Annotated in this window: 15 protein-coding genes and 1 pseudogene; 4 read left to right on the top strand and 12 right to left on the bottom strand. The window is 44.5% G+C overall.

Annotation, left to right across the window (positions count from 1 at the left end; genetic code table 11):
• Nucleotides 1-355 precede the first annotated feature (355 nt).
• Nucleotides 356-3,058, top strand: a complete 2,703-nt coding sequence (gene adhE / locus R7Q41_RS17895; RefSeq protein ID WP_005380731.1) for a bifunctional acetaldehyde-CoA/alcohol dehydrogenase — start codon at nt 356-358, stop codon at nt 3,056-3,058.
• A 143-nt stretch (nt 3,059-3,201) separates the two neighbouring features.
• Here the strand turns inward: adhE and R7Q41_RS17890 are convergent, their stop codons facing one another.
• From R7Q41_RS17890 to sodB, 3 genes are all read right to left on the bottom strand, one after another.
• The gene (locus R7Q41_RS17890) at nt 3,202-3,945 is read right to left on the bottom strand and encodes an SDR family oxidoreductase (protein WP_005380732.1); all 744 of its coding nucleotides are present in this window, start codon (nt 3,943-3,945) and stop codon (nt 3,202-3,204) included.
• Nucleotides 3,946-4,079: 134 nt separating this feature from the next.
• Nucleotides 4,080-4,583, bottom strand: a complete 504-nt coding sequence (locus tag R7Q41_RS17885) for a VC2046/SO_2500 family protein (protein ID WP_318108858.1) — start codon at nt 4,581-4,583, stop codon at nt 4,080-4,082.
• Nucleotides 4,584-4,737: 154 nt separating this feature from the next.
• Nucleotides 4,738-5,322 carry a superoxide dismutase [Fe] gene (gene sodB, locus R7Q41_RS17880; protein ID WP_005396533.1) on the bottom strand — a complete coding sequence of 195 codons (585 nt, stop codon included), beginning with the start codon at nt 5,320-5,322 and terminating at the stop codon, nt 4,738-4,740.
• A 285-nt stretch (nt 5,323-5,607) separates the two neighbouring features.
• Between sodB and R7Q41_RS17875 the strand changes: the two genes are divergently transcribed.
• Together R7Q41_RS17875 and R7Q41_RS17870 are read left to right on the top strand one after the other, a co-directional pair.
• Entirely contained in the window at nt 5,608-5,943 is a 336-nt protein-coding gene (locus R7Q41_RS17875) for a Grx4 family monothiol glutaredoxin (protein WP_017635833.1), read from the top strand.
• Nucleotides 5,944-6,017: 74 nt separating this feature from the next.
• Complete coding sequence (locus tag R7Q41_RS17870) at nt 6,018-6,647, top strand: DsbA family protein (protein WP_318144615.1); 630 nt, start codon at nt 6,018-6,020, stop codon at nt 6,645-6,647.
• A 78-nt stretch (nt 6,648-6,725) separates the two neighbouring features.
• On the opposite strand, the gene R7Q41_RS17865 is transcribed toward R7Q41_RS17870, so the two are convergent.
• Entirely contained in the window at nt 6,726-8,051 is a 1,326-nt protein-coding gene (locus tag R7Q41_RS17865) for a Na+/H+ antiporter family protein (RefSeq protein ID WP_017821192.1), read from the bottom strand.
• Between the two features lie 28 nt (nt 8,052-8,079).
• Nucleotides 8,080-8,724, bottom strand: coding sequence for a ribonuclease T (gene rnt / locus R7Q41_RS17860; protein ID WP_005384888.1), 645 nt, complete (start codon nt 8,722-8,724; stop codon nt 8,080-8,082).
• A gap of 341 nt (nt 8,725-9,065) precedes the next feature.
• Here rnt and motY point away from each other — a divergent pair, with 341 nt between their 5' ends.
• Nucleotides 9,066-9,947, top strand: coding sequence for a flagellar protein MotY (gene motY / locus R7Q41_RS17855; RefSeq protein ID WP_005384887.1), 882 nt, complete (start codon nt 9,066-9,068; stop codon nt 9,945-9,947).
• A 120-nt stretch (nt 9,948-10,067) separates the two neighbouring features.
• On the opposite strand, the gene R7Q41_RS17850 is transcribed toward motY, so the two are convergent.
• The 7 genes and pseudogenes from R7Q41_RS17850 to R7Q41_RS17820 all read right to left on the bottom strand — a co-directional run.
• On the bottom strand, nt 10,068-10,502 hold the full coding sequence (locus R7Q41_RS17850) for a DUF2753 domain-containing protein (protein ID WP_005384886.1): 435 nt from the start codon (nt 10,500-10,502) through the stop codon (nt 10,068-10,070).
• A gap of 150 nt (nt 10,503-10,652) precedes the next feature.
• Nucleotides 10,653-11,069: a lactoylglutathione lyase gene (gene gloA / locus R7Q41_RS17845; RefSeq protein ID WP_017635317.1), complete on the bottom strand. Its 417-nt coding sequence runs from the start codon at nt 11,067-11,069 to the stop codon at nt 10,653-10,655.
• A gap of 32 nt (nt 11,070-11,101) precedes the next feature.
• Entirely contained in the window at nt 11,102-11,743 is a 642-nt protein-coding gene (nth, locus tag R7Q41_RS17840) for an endonuclease III (RefSeq protein ID WP_005380743.1), read from the bottom strand.
• A 64-nt stretch (nt 11,744-11,807) separates the two neighbouring features.
• Nucleotides 11,808-12,500: an electron transport complex subunit E gene (locus R7Q41_RS17835; protein ID WP_005380745.1), complete on the bottom strand. Its 693-nt coding sequence runs from the start codon at nt 12,498-12,500 to the stop codon at nt 11,808-11,810.
• Nucleotides 12,500-13,132: an electron transport complex subunit RsxG gene (rsxG, locus tag R7Q41_RS17830; protein ID WP_047103464.1), complete on the bottom strand. Its 633-nt coding sequence runs from the start codon at nt 13,130-13,132 to the stop codon at nt 12,500-12,502. The genes R7Q41_RS17835 and rsxG overlap by 1 nt, the downstream gene beginning before the upstream one ends.
• A gap of 7 nt (nt 13,133-13,139) precedes the next feature.
• Nucleotides 13,140-14,186, bottom strand: coding sequence for an electron transport complex subunit RsxD (gene rsxD, locus R7Q41_RS17825; RefSeq protein ID WP_005390256.1), 1,047 nt, complete (start codon nt 14,184-14,186; stop codon nt 13,140-13,142).
• Nucleotides 14,186-14,702 (bottom strand): annotated as a pseudogene (locus tag R7Q41_RS17820) (electron transport complex subunit RsxC); the annotation flags it as partial. The pseudogene R7Q41_RS17820 and the gene rsxD, both read right to left, overlap by 1 nt.

Here is a 14,702-nt window from a genome sequence, read left to right as displayed (position 1 = left end):
GAATTGGGCCTACATGTAATTTTGTTGGTCAAAAATGAAACTTTTTTACAGGTTGTTGTAGTTTCTTTTATTTATTTGTCCATTTGCTTCTTTTTTACTCAATAAAAAGTGAAAGTTAATTTATTTGTTTATCAGTGATTTATGTCATTTTGGTGTGATGAGGCACCACTTTGGTAGTATTTAGGTGGTGAGAACTGATCCAAGTCAATTTTTTTCACACTCTGAAATATTATACTCAGTCCTGAAAGCAATTTACTAAGACGTTTGTTTTCTAAGTGACTGATAAACAGTAAAAACGATAAGTAATAGCCTTAGTAAAAAGTTTTTAATATTTGTTAATTTTAGGAGATTCCCTATGCCTGTAACTAATATGGCTGAACTAGATGCAATGGTTGCTCGCGTTAAGAAAGCGCAAGAAGAGTTCGCTACTTACTCTCAAGAGCAAGTAGATAAAATCTTTCGTGCAGCATCGCTTGCAGCTAACCAGGCCCGTATCCCGCTAGCTCAACAAGCGGTAGAAGAATCTGGTATGGGTATTGTTGAAGATAAAGTAATCAAGAACCACTTCGCTTCTGAGTTTATCTACAATAAATACAAAGACGAACAAACGTGTGGCATCTTAGAAGAGGATGACAACCTAGGTACTATGACTATCGCTGAGCCTGTAGGCATCATCTGCGGTATCGTACCAACGACTAACCCAACTTCTACAGCGATCTTCAAATCTCTAATCTCTTTGAAGACTCGTAACGGTATCATCTTCTCACCACACCCACGTGCGAAAAACTCAACTAACGATGCAGCTAAACTCGTTCTAGATGCAGCAGTAGCAGCAGGCGCACCAAAAGACATCATCGGTTGGATCGACCAGCCTTCTGTTGAGCTTTCAAACGCTCTAATGAAACACGATGACATCGCTCTTATCCTTGCAACTGGTGGTCCGGGCATGGTTAAAGCCGCTTACTCTTCTGGTAAGCCAGCAATCGGTGTAGGTGCAGGTAACGTTCCTGTTGTTATCGATGAAACAGCAGACATCAAACGTGCTGTTGCTTCTATCCTTATGTCCAAGACTTTCGACAACGGTGTAGTATGTGCTTCTGAGCAGGCGGCAATCGTAGTTGATGAAGTATACGACGAAGTGAAAGAGCGTTTTGCTTCTCACAAAGCTTATGTCCTAAGCAAAGCAGAAGCTGATAAAGTTCGTAAAGTGCTTCTTATCGATGGCGCGCTAAACGCGAAAATCGTAGGTCAGCCAGCAGCAGCAATCGCTGAAATGGCAGGCGTTAAAGTTCCAGCAGACACTAAAGTTCTTGTTGGTGAAGGTCTGGGCAAAGTATCTCACGATGACGCATTCGCTCACGAGAAACTATCTCCAACTCTAGGTCTATTCCGTGCTGACAACTTCGAAGACGCGGTTGCTCAAGCGGTAACTATGGTTGAGATTGGTGGTATCGGCCACACATCTGGTCTTTACACTAACCAAGATACTAACGCTGATCGTATCCGTTACTTCGGTGACAAGATGAAGACAGCTCGTATCCTAATCAACATCCCGACTACTCACGGCGGTATCGGTGACTTGTACAACTTCAACGTTGCGCCATCTCTAACGCTAGGTTGTGGTTCTTGGGGTGGTAACTCTATCTCTGAGAACGTAGGTCCTAAACACCTAATCAACAAGAAAACTGTAGCGAAGCGAGCTGAAAACATGTTGTGGCATAAACTACCTAAGTCAATCTACTTCCGTCGTGGTAGCCTTCCAATCGCACTGGGCGACCTAGAAGGTAAGAAACGTGCATTCCTAGTAACTGACCGTTTCCTATTCAACAACGGTTACGCAGATGACGTAGTAAGCCTACTAAAAGCTCAAGGCATGGAAGTTCAAACATTCTTCGATGTTGAAGCTGACCCAACATTGTCTGTAGTAGAGAAAGGTGCGGCTCAAATGGCTAGCTACCAACCTGACGTTATCCTAGCGCTAGGCGGTGGTTCACCAATGGATGCAGCGAAAATCATGTGGGTAATGTACGAGCACCCAGAAACTCATTTTGAAGAACTAGCAATGCGCTTTATGGACATCCGTAAACGTATCTACAAGTTCCCTAAAATGGGTAAAAAAGCTGAGCTTGTATGTATCACTACAACTTCAGGTACTGGTTCAGAAGTTACTCCATTCGCGGTTGTTACTGACGACAAGACTGGTGCTAAATACCCACTAGCTGACTACGAAATCACGCCAAACATGGCAATCGTTGATGCGAACCTAGTAATGAACATGCCTAAGTCTCTAACAGCATTTGGTGGTTACGATGCAGTAACTCACGCTCTAGAAGCTTACGTTTCTGTTCTTGCTAACGAATACTCAGATGGCCAAGCTCTTCAAGCACTTAAGATGCTAAAAGAGTACCTACCATCAAGCTATGCGAACGGTGCAAATGACCCAATCGCTCGTGAGAAAGTACACAACGCAGCTACTATCGCTGGTGTTGCATTTGCGAACGCATTCCTAGGTGTTTGTCACTCAATGGCTCACAAACTGGGTGCTGAGTTCCACTTGCCACACGGCCTAGCTAACGCACTACTTATCTCTAACGTGGTACGTTACAACGCGAACGACAATCCAACTAAACAAACTGCGTTCTCTCAATACGACCGTCCACAAGCACGTCGTCGTTACGCTGAAGTTGCTGACCACCTAGGCCTAAGCCAAGAAGGTGACCGTACTGCTCAGAAGATTGAACGTCTACTAGCATGGTTGGATGAACTAAAAGTTAACCTAGACATCCCAATGTCTATCCAAGCGGCAGGTGTTGCTGAATCAGATTTCGTAGCGAAACTGGATGAGCTAGCGGTAGAAGCGTTCGATGACCAATGTACTGGTGCGAACCCACGTTACCCTCTAATCAGCGAACTTAAAGATGTGTTGATGGCTTCTTACTACGGTAAAGCATTTGTTGAAGGCGAAACTTTCGAAGGTACAACTGTTATCAAGAAGAAAGCAGACCAAGAAGCAGCAAAAGCAGCACCTAAAGCAAAGAAAGAAAAAGCTGACGCGTAATTAAAAAATCGAGTGAGCAAGGTTTTCGCTAGCACGGAACCTTAATCGGGAAAAGGTTAAAGCCCCAGTCAAGTGACTGGGGCTTTTTTTATTTTGGTGCAGGAGTTACATCTGGCTCGGGAAAACAGAGTTGCTGTGTATGCTTACACTTCGGTCGCAACTACTCGGCCACTGAAGTATTCATTCGCGACGATGTATGCTGTGTTGCGGACTAGTTCGTCTTGGATCTCAGCCCAGTGTCTCTCGTTGAGCTCCTCTTTTGTATGATTTACCGAGGGAATAACGCCGCCCACTCGAATGTTGAATGGTGTGAGTTCTTTTGCCCAGCTGTGAGTAAAACCTGACACCAACGCCGCCATGCTTTCAACTCCCGTAAAGTCTTCATGGTTGTCATGAGAAATGACGTTAACAATGACGCCTTTCTTGTTTCTGGCTCGAAAGCGCTCTGCTCCTACTTGGCCGTAGGTATAAAGGAAGCGTGCCGCAGACGACAAGTGATCAATGTAAGTACTCATTGGTTCTGGCGCCATTAAGCCAGGCATAGGGGAGCTGGTCCAGCAATTAACAATCACATCTGGTGTCGCACGTAGCTGTGATTCTATCTGGTCAAACAATAAGTTAATGGACGTTGTGTTATCACTACACACATTCATCGCATACACTTTGTCAGTGAAAGCGCTGATTTGCTCATAGCTCGCTCTCAAAGCGCTAGAATTTTGGTCACAAAGAATCAACGTTGCTCCAAGGTGAGCAAAGTGATTTGCACAGGTTCTTCCTATAACCGAACCTGCAGACGTGACGAGAATAATTGATTCTTTGATATCCATAGCACCTTCACTGTATCCATATGTGAAAAACAATACACCAGTGGTTTGTGCTAATAGCATGGTTGAAATTCGTTGGGTTCAGTGTGAAAGGCTTCAAACTAACGCTTTCGAGTGAGGGCTATTGTGCGGTAATTTGTAAGATGTCACATTTCTGACGTGTAGGTATTGCAAGCTATTGGATAAAAAGCGGATCTCTATGCTTTAGCTTGAATTTGATGCTGACGTTGAGCCGTCACTAGCTGATTATATAGCCCAGCATCTGGGATTAGTTGTTTGTTGCGTTCGCCCAATCTGCGTCGCTCATGACCAGATAGGTTGTGATAAACCTCCTCTGGTAGGTTGAATGTGTCTTCAGGCAGATAAGTCAGCGCATCTGGTTTTAGGTAATGGCTCAGCTTTGCGGAAGGCAATCCTGCATCGTGAAACTGTTTCGCTTGTTCAGCTGCGAGTTCATAGCTGCTGCTATCAGAACGAAGAGCTTGAGGTTGCGATAAACCCAATTGTTGGCGAAGAATACTGCCACTGGTGATGACTTCCTGGACCTCTTCAACTGGGACCACATCGCGAACATCATTAGAGAACATAGACAGAATCAGCGAGAAATCCGCACGACGACCTTCGTGTACGGCATGGTTAATACCATTACCGAACTGAAGTTCGTTGATAATTGCAGCTTTGTCTAACGTATGAATTTGCATGATGTTCCTCGCTCGATGCTCTTTTAACGGCGTGGATAAGAAGAACTTTAGTAAAAGAGGGAATTATTTAAAGGTGCTAGGGAAGGCGAAACAAAAAAGCCCGCTAAATAGCGAGCTTTTGAATAAGACTAAATTGAACTTAGGGGGAAGTATATTACTTCGCTAGGTTCTCAGCTACGAAGTCCCAGTTTACTAGAGCCCAGAAGCCGTTCATGTAATCAGGACGTACGTTGCGGTAATCGATGTAGTACGCGTGTTCCCATAGGTCAACAGTTAGAAGTGGTGTTGTACCTTCTTCTGTTAGAGGAGTAGCAGCGTTAGAAGTGTTAACGATCTCTAGAGAGCCATCAGCTTTCTTAACAAGCCAAGTCCATGAAGAACCGAAGTTGTTGATTGCTGAATCAGTAAACTTCGCTTTGAATTCTTCAAAAGAACCGAATGCTGCGTTGATTGCGTCTGCAACTGCGCCAGTTGGCTCGCCGCCCGCATTTGGAGCAAGACAGTGCCAGTAGAACGTGTGGTTCCAGATTTGCGCTGCGTTGTTGAATACGCCACCAGTAGAAGTCTTGATGATCTCTTCTAGAGTTTTGCCTTCGAACTCAGTACCAGGGATAAGACCGTTAAGCTTAACAACGTAAGTGTTGTGGTGCTTACCGTGGTGGTAGTCTAGAGTCTCTGCTGAGATGTGTGGTTCTAGTGCGTCTTTCGCGTAAGGAAGAGCTGGTAGTTCAAATGCCATTACTCGATTCTCCATTGATTTGAAAGGATGACCTTTCGATTGCTTCCAGTGTTTTTTTATAGCTATGTCGCCTTTAAGGCTGACTTGCTAAGTATTTTAGCAAGTTTTTACTTTATTAAAACCCCGATATGAAAATATTTTAAGAGGTTAGCAGTGGTGAAGTGCTGCATTGCTCGCCAATGAGCAACCTAAAATTAAGCCTTATTAATTATATGGTTTTTATTCTGTCGTTATTGAGTAGAATGTGGCAAATAAATAAAGTTCAAACCCATGAATGAGGAAGCGATGGAAACTATCGACAAAATCAAACAGCAGATCTCTGAAAACTCAATCCTGCTGTACATGAAAGGATCACCGAAACTACCTAGCTGTGGTTTCTCTTCTCAAGCGTCACAGGCACTAATGGCATGTGGTGAGAAGTTCGCTTACGTAGACATTCTGCAAAACCCAGATATCCGTGCTGAGTTACCAAAGTACGCGCAATGGCCAACTTTCCCTCAACTATGGGTTGAAGGTGAGCTTATCGGCGGTTGTGACATTATTCTAGAAATGTTCCAAAAAGGTGAACTGCAGCCTCTAATCAAAGAAGCAGCAGCGCGCGCTGAAGATCAAGCTGAGTAATTCGTAAATACTCACATTTAGCGATAGAATACGAAGGAGCCGTACTGGCTCCTTTTTCTTTTTAGGTTAGTGGAATGAACATAAAGCTTTACTACGTGCATGACCCAATGTGCAGTTGGTGTTGGGGTTACAAACCAACGCTGGATAAACTAAAACAGCAACTGCCAGGTGTGATTCAGTTTGAGTATGTGGTTGGTGGTCTTGCGCCAGATACTAATTTACCGATGCCGCCCGAGATGCAACAAAAACTCGAAGGTATTTGGAAGCAGATTGAGCGCCAGTTAGGCACTAAGTTTAACTACGATTTCTGGAAGCTTTGTACGCCAGTTAGAAGCACTTACCAATCTTGTCGTGCGGTTATTGCAGCGGGCTTTCAAGACTCTTATGAGCAGATGCTAGAAGCGATTCAGCATGCGTACTACTTACGTGCGCTGCCTCCTCATGAAGAAGCCACTCACTTGCAACTAGCGAGAGAAATTGGCTTGAATGTTCAGCAATTCAAGAATGACATGGATGGCTCTTTCTTAGAAGGTGTGTTCGAAGATCAATTGAGCCTTGCAAAGAGCCTAGATGTGAACTCTTACCCTAGCTTGGTTCTTAAAATTAACGACGCTTATTTTCCGATTGCCATCGATTACCTGTCGACAGAACCAACCTTGAAGCTGATTCGTGAGCGTATTATTGACAATATGCCAGCGCAATAACCACAGTTATGAATAACAAAAAGCCGCTCATTGAGCGGCTTTTTCGTAACTAAATGTATATCCATCCAAACGATAGTATTAAAGCACCATTGCTGCAATCCAACCAAAGATGATTAGAGGGATATTGTAATGGATAAAGGTTGGAACGACTGTTTCCCAAATGTGCTCATGTTGACCGTCGGCATTTAGACCAGATGTAGGGCCTAATGTAGAGTCAGAAGCTGGAGAGCCTGCATCACCTAACGCAGCCGCAGTACCTACCAGTGCAATCGTTGCCATCGGCGAGAAGCCGAATGCTAGCGCAAGAGGCACATAGATAGTTGCAAGGATTGGAATCGTAGAGAACGATGAACCAATGCCCATTGTTACCAACAGACCAACGATCAGCATCAGTAGTGCAGCTAAAGGCTTATTGTCACCGATGCTGGTTGATAGCGATTGTACTAGTGTTTCAACACCGCCAGTTTGCTTCATTACTGCTGCAAAACCTGCCGCTGCAATCATGATGAAGCCAATCATTGCCATCATGTGTACACCTTTAGTGAACACGTCGTGCGTCTCTTTCCATGCAATAACGCCGCCGAAAGTAAACACCATAAAGCCAGCTAGAGCACCGATAATCATTGAACCCGTGTAAAGCTGAACACCCAATGCAGCGACAATACCAAGTGCCGCAACTAAGATGTGCTTTTTATTGATGACATGATCGGTTTCGTCAACGACAGTCAACTCAGTTTCTTTGTAGACACGCGGTTTACGATAGCTAACAAAGATAGCCAGTAATAGACCAAACAGCATGCCTGCACCTGGCAGTAACATGGCGGTTGGGACTTGGCTTGCAACCACGTTTTCCAAACCGTTGTCATGTAGGTTCTTTAATAGAATGTTGTTTAAGAAAATACCGCCGAAACCAACAGGTAAGATCATGTAAGGTGTGATCAAACCGAAGGTAAGAACACACGCGACCAAACGTCGGTCGAGCTTAAGTTTCGCGAATACGCCCAAAAGAGGTGGAATCAAAATTGGAATAAAGGCGATATGGACCGGAATTACGTTCTGAGATGACATCGTGACAAGCACTAACGCCACCAACACGGCGTACTTTAAGCCAGTAGTGGAAGCGGAGTTTTCTTTACCATTTAAGCGCTTGATAACACTTTTGGCCAGTAGATCCGTGATGCCTGATTTCGAGATGGCAACAGCGAAAGTACCTAACATGGCGTAGCTTAGCGCGATAGTTGCACCGCCACCTAGACCACTTTCAAATGCGGCAACCGTATCCCCAAGGCTCATGCCTGCGACTAGGCCGCCTACGATGGCACTAAACGTGAGGGCAACCACCACGTTTACGCGCATCAATGCTAACACGAGCATGACGCACACTGATATAACGACAGGATTCATACTTTTCCTAATATGTTGTGTTTACTTATTATTCTTCGTCGACAAGCGGCCAACCGCCGAGGGCCTTCCATTTGTTGACAATACCGCAGAATAATTCTGCTGTTTTTTGTGTATCGTAAAGCGCAGAGTGTGCTTCACGGTTATCAAATTCCATCCCGGCTGTTTTGCATGCTTTAGCGAGAACTGTTTGGCCATAAGCAAGGCCACTTAATGTAGCCGTATCAAAAGTAGCAAAGGGATGAAAAGGGACTCTTTTTAGTTTACAGCGTTCATTTGCTGCATTTACAAAACCCAAGTCGAATGCTGCGTTATGAGCAACCATAATTGCACGTGAGCAATCTGCGGCTTTTTGTTCTTTGCGAATAAGCTTATAAATTTCCTTTAGCGCCTCTTGCTCAGAAACAGCACCACGAAGAGGGCTGAAAGGGTCACGAATACCATTGAATTCAAGCGCTTCTTTTTCTAAGTTAGCGCCTTCAAATGGCTCCACATGAAAATGAATGGTGGAGGCCGGATGCAACACGCCATGTTCGTCCATTTTCAACGTAACGGCACAGATTTCTAAAAGTGCATCAGTTTGAGCATTGAAACCAGCGGTCTCAACGTCTACTACCACAGGGAAATAACCACGAAAGCGTTTTTTCAAGGTTAGAGCTTCATTTTCTAGTGTCATGTTGGCTTATTTTTGTGTGACGAAGGCTGCATTATTGCAGATTATACCGATGAGAAAAACCGCAATTTAAGAGAAAACCGGAATTCTATTTTGCATCCAATCAATAAGTTTGTATTGCATATTATGTAGACGTTTATTCGCCATACTTTGCATCATGTAAACCGATAAAACATGAGGAAGTAAAACGCTAAGTGGCGGTTAAGGTGATTGGAACACGGTGGCTCACATTAATGGCAGTGTGACAGATAACCCTATATTGGCGAGATTTTTGCATGCCGGTTGAAGTGGTTTTATTGATGCAAATTGACGGCAACAGACTGCCGTTTAAGAGACAGTATTAGATGAAGAAATGGCTGATTACCAGTGGTGTTGTATTTTCGTTGTTTAGCACAAGCAGCTTCGCTTTGATGGGCAAACGTTATGCTGCAACTCCACAGCAATCTCAATGGGAAATGGTGGTCAATACACCATTAGAATGTCAGCTTGTACACCCCATTCCAAGCTTTGGAGATGCGGTATTTTCATCTCGTGCAAATAAAAAAATCAATTTAGACTTTGAGTTAAAAATGCGTCGCCCGATGGGAGAAACACGTAACGTCAGTCTCATTTCTATGCCGCCACCTTGGCGACCAGGTGAACACGCCGATCGAATTACAAACTTAAAGTTTTTTAAACAGTTTGATGGTTATGTCGGAGGGCAAACAGCATGGGGCATTTTGTCTGAGCTGGAAAAAGGCCGTTATCCGACTTTTAGTTACCAAGATTGGCAGAGCCGAGATCAGAGAATTGAAGTCGCATTGTCATCAGTACTGTTTCAAAACAAGTACAACGCGTTTAGCGACTGTATTTCCAACTTATTGAAATACAGTTTCGAGGACATTGCTTTTACGATTTTGCACTACGAAAGACAAGGTGATCAGTTAACCAAGGCTTCTAAAAAGCGTTTATCACAAATTGCAGATTATATCCGACATAATCAAGATATCGATCTCGTGCTGGTGGCGACGTACACAGATTCAACCGATGGTAAAAGTGCGAGTCAAAGTTTATCAGAGCGACGTGCAGAGTCACTTCGTGACTATTTTCAGTCTCTAGGGCTACCGGAAGATCGAATTCAAGTGCAAGGGTACGGCAAGCGTCGTCCTATTGCAGATAACGGTTCGCCAATAGGAAAAGACAAAAACCGCCGAGTCGTGATATCTCTAGGGCGAACCCAAGTGTGATGCATATAAAAACGCCGAAGCTGAAAGCTTCGGCATTTTTGATTTACTGACGTTGTTAATAATATTTTAGTGGTATTTTGCCAAGCACGTTTCGGTGATTCCTGCTGTATAATTTGAATGTTAGTTTAAGCGGAATTTGGCAATGACTTCGCAATTGGTGGCGGTATCGATTTTTTCAACCTGTTTGGCAATAGCCGGATTAGGGTGACGCTTCATAAAGTCTATCAACGCCTTAGTACAGCATCCTATCGAGTCGATAAAGCTTGCACACTCTTTATTTGGGCATTGTGGGATAAGTGTTAAGACCTTCTCAGAGGCCAGTTGAAGGTATTTGAGTTCATAGTCAGTATCTCCAGCCCAACGCCAGAACTGAGCTAAGTTATGACAAGAAATCACAGAAATTAATAATCGCTCGTCCGCCTCAATTTCCACACATTCGCTGATATCTTCACTCAGGCTTAGGGCTTGCTGGTAATGAAGAATGCTGCGAACAGGGTCATCTAGTTGAAGTGCCGTATCGGCTAGAAGTGTGTGTTTTTCCCATTCACTGATCATTATCGTAATCCCGCATATCGAAGTTGCGGATAAATCTAAACGATAACTATTATCAAGTAAAGGGTTTTGTTTATAAAAGGACAGGCAGATCGCAGACCTGCCTGTAATCGGAGTTCAACTTGCAGTACAAGTGATTATTAGAAGTGCCGCTTAGCCTTCAAGACCTGATGAAGCTTGCTTGTTTTGAATAAGCTCAATCATATAACCATCTGGGTCTTTTACGAATGCAATGTGCGTGCTTCCGCCTTTTACTGGACCTGGCTCACGCGTCACATTACCGCCCGCCGCTTTGATAGCGTCGCAAGTTGTGTAGATATCATCAACACCAATGGCGATATGACCAAAAGCAGTACCTAGGTCATACTCAGTTTTACCCCAGTTGTAAGTCAGTTCGATCACTGCACCTTGGGATTCGTCACCATAACCAAGAAACGCTAGCGTGTATTCGTACTCTTTATTTTCGTTAGTACGAAGCAGCTGCATGCCCATAACTTCAGTGTAAAACTTGATGGATTTGTCTAGATCACCTACGCGAAGCATAGTGTGGAGAATTCGACCGTTTGACATTTTTTGCTCCTAGCTTTGATTTACAAATAGCATTAGCTATCTGGGTATACTTTCTCTTTATATTCGCACAAATCTTCGATAATACAGCTACCGCAGCGAGGCTTTCTTGCTACGCACGTATAACGACCATGAAGAATGAGCCAGTGGTGCACATCGAGTTTGAACTCTTTTGGCACAACTTTTAATAGCTTCTGCTCGACATCATCAACCGTTTTTCCCATCGCAAATTTAGTGCGATTCGACACGCGATAAATGTGCGTATCGACGGCAATAGTTGGCCAACCAAAAGCGGTGTTGAGCACGACGTTTGCGGTCTTGCGACCTACGCCTGGTAGCGCTTCTAACGCGGCACGATCTTCAGGAACTTCACCATTGTGTTTTTCCAACAAGATCTTACAAGTCTTGATTGTGTTTTCTGCCTTTGAGTTAAACAAACCGATGGTCTTTATGTATTCTTTTAAGCCATCGACTCCCAAATCAAGAATGCTTTGAGGTGTATTCGCTACAGGGAAAAGCTTGTCGGTGGCTTTATTGACGCTTACATCGGTTGCTTGAGCTGATAGTAATACAGCGATTAGCAGCTCAAAAGGGGAGCTCCAGTTAAGCTCAGTTTGAGGATTCGGATTGTTTTCTCGTAATCGCTCAAGAATTTCGATTCTTTTTATTTTGTTCATTGCTGACTTCCAATACCGTCTCTGCGGTTTATGAAAAAGGCTCCTATGACAGAGCCTTATCTTGTTATGCGTTAGTGACGCGAGCACGTTCTATGGTTGGTTTTTCTTCTTTTGGTTGACGTGCCTGAATTGAATTATCTATGACATTTTTGAGCGCTATCAACAGCCCAACACCGATAAATGCACCAGGTGGGAGAAGCGCTAACAGGAAGCTATTGTCAAATTGGAAAACTTGAATCCGTAGAGCTGAAGCCCAGTCTCCTAGGAGAAGGTCTGCTCCGTCGAATAGTGTGCCATTACCAATCAATTCGCGCATGGCACCTAAAACAACCAAGACGCTCGTCATACCAAGGCCCATCCACAAACCATCTAGCGCAGCGGGTGCAACATCATTTTTTGACGCGTAAGCTTCTGCTCGGCCAATAATAATGCAGTTCGTTACAATCAGAGGAATAAAGATACCTAGAGACAGGTACAAACCGTACGCATAGGCATTCATTAACAACTGAACGCAGGTAACGAGTGAGGCAATGATCATAACGAATACAGGTATACGGATCTCTTTTGGCACATAGTTACGAATAAGAGAAACTGTTACGTTGGATCCAACTAGCACGAGTAAGGTTGCAATACCAAGACCTAATGCATTGGTTATCGTGGAAGAAACCGCTAGCAGTGGACATAAGCCCAGCAGTTGTACGAGAGCGGGGTTGTTACTCCACATACCGTTTTTCATCAGTAATTTATTCTCATTCATTACTGCTCTCCTTCACAGCCTAACGGCTGGTTAAGAATGTCTTCACGAGATTGGTTTACGTAGTTAACGGTATTTCGCACCACTTTTACGACGGCTCTTGGCGTGATCGTTGCACCAGTAAATTGATCGAAATCGCCGCCATCTTTACGAACTTTCCACGAATTCCAATTGTTTTCCGTGACTTGTTTTCCTGTAAAGCTCAGGATCCAGTCGGTGACACGAAGATCGATTTTATCGCCCAGACCAGGGGTTTCTTGGTGGTTTAGGACGCGTGTCCCCAAAATATTGCCCTGATTATCAATCCCAGTAATCACTTTTATCTCACCATTGTAGCCATCTGGCGCGATAGATTCTATTGCGATTGCTGTTGGTTCACCATTCTTCGTGGCGAGGTAGGCTGGCATCGCACGTAATGTCCCCAGATCTGGAGACGTGACCATTGTACAAGCTTGCGTGAGTGCGTTGTCATGCATGTTTTCTGGAATGACTTGATTCAAAACAGAAAGTAATTGTTTTTGCTCTTGTACCTTGATTTGGTCTTTTGTTAGGTACTGAGTAAGGGCGACTAATCCGGTTGTTGCACATGCAAATATCGCGAGTGTCAGACCATTTTTTCTAATAGCGGTTAACATGTTTACCTCAGTGACCGTAAGTTCTAGGTTTGGTGTAGTAATCGATCAGTGGCACACACATATTTGCAAGCAACACTGCAAATGCAACACCATCTGGGAAACCGCCCCAACTGCGAATGATAAAAACCAAAGCACCAATAAGCGCACCGAAGATTAAACGTCCTTTGACGGTGGTAGACGCCGAAACGGGATCGGTTGCAATAAAGAATGCGCCAAGCATGGTTGCACCAGATAACAAGTGTAAAACTGGCGACGCAGTTTCCCCTGGCGTCAGCAACGTGAACACTAGGCTAAACAGAGTCAGACTCGCAAGGAAACCTGCTGGAATATACCATTGGATGATACGCTTTTTGATCATGACTATGCCGCCAAGAAGGTAAGCAAGGTTTACCCATTGCCAACCAATACCACCTAAGCCATCAAATATTGGCTGCGACATTACTTCGCTTGGAGTGGCACCTGTAAGAATGCCAGTCTTAAATGCATCAAGTGGTGTCGCCATTGTCACACCGTCAACACCTGAGCGAACTTGCTGAAGTGATAAGCCGTCGTAATCATAGCCCGTAAAAATTAAAGAGAGTGTATCTGCAAAATTTACATGATCAGGTATGAGTGATGTCGGTGCACTCCAACTCGTCATTTGTACTGGGAAAGAGATCAACAAGACCACATAAGCGACCATTGCAGGGTTGAATAAGTTTTGTCCAAGGCCACCATAGAGGTGTTTAGCGATTACTATCGCAAAAATAAGCCCGATCACCATAATCCACCACGGAGACCATGGTGGTATAGCAACGGCTAATAACCAAGCGGTAACTATTGCACTGTTATCACGTAGCGCTCTCATTGGTGAGCGTTTACGACAGATCATGACTAAGGCTTCAAGGGATACAGCGACTGCAATGGCAAAAATCAGCTGAATAAGCGTACCCCAACCAAAGAAGTAGGTTTGAGCTACTAAACCTGGAAGTGCGCAAAGTGCCACCCATTTCATTAAGTCTGGCGTACTACGACGACTGTGGGTATGCGGTGAACTGGCAATAAAAAACGACACTACTCGTTCTCCTCAGTATTATTTTTATTAGCTTCTTGTTGCGCTTTGCGTGCCTTCGCGCGCGCAATTGCTGCGGCAACCGCGGCTTTCTTCGGATCCACTTCTGGTTCTTCGGAGGTTGCTTCTTCAACAGGCTCTGTTTGCGTTTCTTGCTTAGCTTTACGCGTTTTGGCACGTGCAATGGCAGCTGCCACGGCGGCTTTTTTCGGATCTTCGGTTTGCTCGGCAGGTGCTTCAGCTTCTTCCGCTTCAATTGAGTCTGCTTGCTTCGCTTTTCGTGCTTTGGCACGTGCAATCGCAGCAGCCACGGCGGCTTTTTTCGGATCTTCGGTTTGCTCGGCAGGTGCGTCAGCTTCTTCCGCTTCGGTTGAGTCTGCTTGCTTAGCTTTGCGCGCTTTGGCTCGAGCAATTGCAGCGGCAACTGCGGCTTTTTTCGGATCTTCGGTTTGCTCGGCAGGTGCTTCAGCTTCTTCCGCTTCAGCTGAGTCTGCTTGCTTCGCTTTTCGCGCTTTGGCT

It is taken from the genome of Vibrio sp. 2096, from assembly GCF_033339595.1.
In the GTDB taxonomy this organism is placed as follows: Bacteria; Pseudomonadota; Gammaproteobacteria; order Enterobacterales; family Vibrionaceae; genus Vibrio; species Vibrio alginolyticus.
The sequence above is the reverse complement of the archived record's forward strand: the minus strand, read 5'-3'. Positions and strand labels throughout refer to the sequence as shown.

What these genes read in the sequence shown, in the direction of transcription:
- adhE (WP_005380731.1), top strand. Translation starts at nt 356, where the DNA reads ATGCCTGTAACTAATATGGCTGAACTAGATGCAATGGTTGCTCGCGTT.
- R7Q41_RS17890 (WP_005380732.1), bottom strand. Translation starts at nt 3,945, where the DNA reads ATGCTATTAGCACAAACCACTGGTGTATTGTTTTTCACATATGGATAC.
- R7Q41_RS17885 (WP_318108858.1), bottom strand. Translation starts at nt 4,583, where the DNA reads ATGCAAATTCATACGTTAGACAAAGCTGCAATTATCAACGAACTTCAG.
- sodB (WP_005396533.1), bottom strand. Translation starts at nt 5,322, where the DNA reads ATGGCATTTGAACTACCAGCTCTTCCTTACGCGAAAGACGCACTAGAA.
- R7Q41_RS17875 (WP_017635833.1), top strand. Translation starts at nt 5,608, where the DNA reads ATGGAAACTATCGACAAAATCAAACAGCAGATCTCTGAAAACTCAATC.
- R7Q41_RS17870 (WP_318144615.1), top strand. Translation starts at nt 6,018, where the DNA reads ATGAACATAAAGCTTTACTACGTGCATGACCCAATGTGCAGTTGGTGT.
- R7Q41_RS17865 (WP_017821192.1), bottom strand. Translation starts at nt 8,051, where the DNA reads ATGAATCCTGTCGTTATATCAGTGTGCGTCATGCTCGTGTTAGCATTG.
- rnt (WP_005384888.1), bottom strand. Translation starts at nt 8,724, where the DNA reads ATGACACTAGAAAATGAAGCTCTAACCTTGAAAAAACGCTTTCGTGGT.
- motY (WP_005384887.1), top strand. Translation starts at nt 9,066, where the DNA reads ATGAAGAAATGGCTGATTACCAGTGGTGTTGTATTTTCGTTGTTTAGC.
- R7Q41_RS17850 (WP_005384886.1), bottom strand. Translation starts at nt 10,502, where the DNA reads ATGATCAGTGAATGGGAAAAACACACACTTCTAGCCGATACGGCACTT.
- gloA (WP_017635317.1), bottom strand. Translation starts at nt 11,069, where the DNA reads ATGTCAAACGGTCGAATTCTCCACACTATGCTTCGCGTAGGTGATCTA.
- nth (WP_005380743.1), bottom strand. Translation starts at nt 11,743, where the DNA reads ATGAACAAAATAAAAAGAATCGAAATTCTTGAGCGATTACGAGAAAAC.
- R7Q41_RS17835 (WP_005380745.1), bottom strand. Translation starts at nt 12,500, where the DNA reads ATGAATGAGAATAAATTACTGATGAAAAACGGTATGTGGAGTAACAAC.
- rsxG (WP_047103464.1), bottom strand. Translation starts at nt 13,132, where the DNA reads ATGTTAACCGCTATTAGAAAAAATGGTCTGACACTCGCGATATTTGCA.